Below are 3,022 nucleotides of genomic sequence, written 5' to 3'. Positions count from 1 at the left end.
GACCGGGGGTCCGCAACAACTATCGCGGACTCGGCGTCGATCTGGCCGTCACCGAACCCGACCCGCGCCGACGGGCCGCCCTGATCGCCGCCGAGCTCGCGAGCCGCCGGCGCCGTGCGGCGCATCCACTGTTGAATGCGCAGGACGCGGTGACCGAGATGGTGCCGCCGATTCTGTTGCGCCGCGATGTCGGCAGATATCCGATCGACCTGGTGCCCGCCGAGATCACCGGGCATACCGTGGTCTCGAGTGTGAACCGGGGCCCCGCCGATCTCGCTCTCGGCGACGCCCCGGTGCTGTTCACCGCCGGCTTTCCGGCACTCGGCAGCGTGATGCATCTCACGCACGGGATCCACGGTCTCGGCGAGACGATCACGCTGTCCCTGCACGCCGACCCGGAGACGGTGCCGGATCTCGGCCATTACGCCGGTCTCCTCCGCGACGCGACCGCCGAGGTCAGCGCCCGGCTCCGCTGACCGCGGGGCCGCCGGCCTCCGCCAGCCCGGCCAGCGACCGCGGCAGCGGCCCGCTGTGCAGTACCCCGAGGCGCTGGGTGGCCCGGGTGAGCGCGACATACAGTTCCGCCGCACCGCGCGGCCCGTCGGCCAGAATCCGGTCCGGTTCGACCACCAGCACGGCATCGAACTCGAGGCCCTTGGTCTCCGACGCCGCCACGGCACCCGGTACGCCCGGCGGCCCGATCACCACGCTGGTACCTTCGCGCCCGGCCTCGGCCGCGACGAACTCCGCGACGGCGGCGCGCAGCTCGTCATCGCCGGAAAACCGGCGAGACCACGGCGGCACCCCATTGGCGCGGACCGATTCCGGCGGGGTGATCCCGGGCGCGAACTCGGTGAGAACCGCCGCGGCGACGGCCATGATCTCCGCCGGCGTGCGGTAGTTCACCGACAGCGACCGGTACAGCCAGCGACCCGGTACATAGGGCTCGAGCATCGTGTCCCACGACCTCGCCCCGGCGGGCGAGCGCCGCTGGGCCAGATCACCGACCACCGTGAAGGAATGGCGTGGGCAGCGCCGCATCAGGACCCGCCAGTCCATCTCGGAGAGTTCCTGCGCCTCGTCGACGACGATATGCCGGTAGGTCCAGTTGCGGTCCGCGGCCGCCCGATCGGCCAGATCGCGGGTATCGCGTTCGACGAACCGTTCCGCGAGATCCTCGGCGTAGAGCAGGTCCTGGGCGAACAGATGGTCCTCGTCGTCCATCATGTCCTCGCGGCCGGTCATCATATCCAGTACTCCCGCCGCGTAGCGGGCCTGTGCCCGCTGTTCGCGTTCGGCGGTCCGATCCTCGGATTCTCCGGCGCCCAGCAGGTCGACCAGTTCGTCGAGCAGCGGTGTATCCGAGACCGTCCACGCTTCGCTGTCGGCGCGCAGCAGCACCGGGTCCGCGCCGGCGGCCCGCAGGCGATCGGCGGACGAGTACAACCCGGCCAGCAGCGCCTCCGGTGTGAGGATCGGCCAGAGGTCGTCCAATGCGGCGGTGAAGGCCGCGCTGCCCGCCAGTTCCTCGACCAGATCCTCCCGGAGCTGTTCCCACGCCTCGCGGTCGTCGCGGGTCAGCCAGCCGCGGGCGATCCGGCCGATGGCCCGCTCGGTGAGCACATAGGTGACGATCTCGATGAATTTCGCGCGCGCCTCGTTATGCGGCAGCCCGGTCGCGCGGGCCTCCTCCCGGGCCCATTCCGCGGTCGCGGCGTCGATCCGCACCGTGGCGTCGGACAGTTCGATGAACAGCGGCTGCTCGGGTAGTCGCTGCCGGTCTGCGATCGCCGCCGCGAGGACCTCCAGGATCGCGCGGGAGCCCTTGATCCGTGCCGCCTCCGGGGTGTCCTCCGCGGTGACGTGCAGCCCGGGGACGAAATCGCCGGTGGTCATGAACACCACATTGGATTCGCCGAGCGAGGGCAGTACCCGGCCGATGTGGTTCAGGAACGCCGGATTGGGACCGACGACCAGCACACCGTTGCGCTCCATCCGTTCCCGCTGGGTGTAGAGCAGATAGGCGACGCGGTGCAGGGCCACCACGGTCTTACCGGTGCCCGGGCCGCCCTCGATCACCACCACGCCCGGATGTTCCAGCCGGATGATCTCGTCCTGCTCGGCCTGGATCGTGGCGACGATATCGCGCATCCCCGGACCCCGCGGCGCGTCGACCGCGGCCAGCAGCGCCGCGTCGCCGTGCCCATCCCCGGACCGTTCGCCGTCGGGCCGGCCGAAGATCTCGTCGGTGAAATCCAGCAGTCGCCGGCCACGGGTGTGGAATTGCCGGCGCCGCCGCATGTTCTCCGGTGATGCGCCGGTGGCGACGTAGAAAGCCCGGGCGGCCGGCGCCCGCCAGTCGAGCAGCAGCGGCTCGTATTCGTCGGCTTCGTCGAACAGGCCGATCCGGCCGATATAGCTGCGCTCGCCGGTGACCGAGTCCAACCTGCCGAAGCACAGTCCGTTATCCGCGACGTCCAGCCGCTTCACCTCGCGGGCCAGGGTGCGGACCTCGACATCGCGGTCCACGAGTGTCCCGCCGTTGCCACGCAGCGCGGCGGAGTATCTGCCCTTGGCCTGCGCGCGCTCCTCGTCGAGTCGCGTATAGAGCCCGGCCACGTAGTCGCGCTCGGAGCGCAGTTCGTCCTCATATCCCGGAGTCGGCACAAGCCCGCCTTTCTGCAGGTTCTGGCTTCGGCGGGCAATTCTGCGGCATCACCCGGGTCTTGCCGCAAGGCCCCGGGTGCGGTATAGATTTGATTCGGGAGGAACTGCTACGGCGCTCGATCAGTTCGGTTCGATATCCAGCTCTTCGCGGGTGGCGATGATCAGATCGCGCTCGGAGGCCCGCACCTCGGCCAGCAGCTGCGTTTTGTGGTCGAGCGCGGCGCGGATCTCCTCGTCGGGGGCGTCCTGTAGCTTCTTGCGCTGCAGGGTCAGCGCGGCCAGCAGTGCGTCGGAGAGGGTATCGGCCAGTTGCCGCCACTGCTTGTAATGCGGATCCGAGCCGACCAGACGCAGG

3 protein-coding genes are annotated in these 3,022 nt (G+C 69.9%); 1 reads left to right on the top strand and 2 read right to left on the bottom strand.

Annotated elements, in window-relative coordinates; translation table 11 throughout:
* Window positions 1-476: WS/DGAT domain-containing protein (locus ACWDU1_RS31200; protein WP_450003986.1), on the top strand; the 476-nt coding region annotated here is incomplete at its 5' end.
* On the opposite strand, the gene helR is transcribed toward ACWDU1_RS31200, so the two are convergent.
* Both helR and ACWDU1_RS31190 read right to left on the bottom strand, forming a co-directional pair.
* On the bottom strand, window positions 457-2,667 hold the full coding sequence (gene helR, locus ACWDU1_RS31195; RefSeq protein ID WP_450003984.1) for an RNA polymerase recycling motor ATPase HelR: 2,211 nt from the start codon (window positions 2,665-2,667) through the stop codon (window positions 457-459). The genes ACWDU1_RS31200 and helR overlap by 20 nt on opposite strands.
* Before the next feature lie 120 nt (window positions 2,668-2,787).
* Window positions 2,788-3,022: hypothetical protein (locus tag ACWDU1_RS31190; protein ID WP_450003983.1), on the bottom strand; the 235-nt coding region annotated here is incomplete at its 5' end.

It is taken from the genome of Nocardia sp. NPDC003345 (assembly GCF_053589395.1).
Note: the sequence above shows the minus strand (reverse complement) of the source record. Positions and strands in the feature narration are given on the sequence as shown.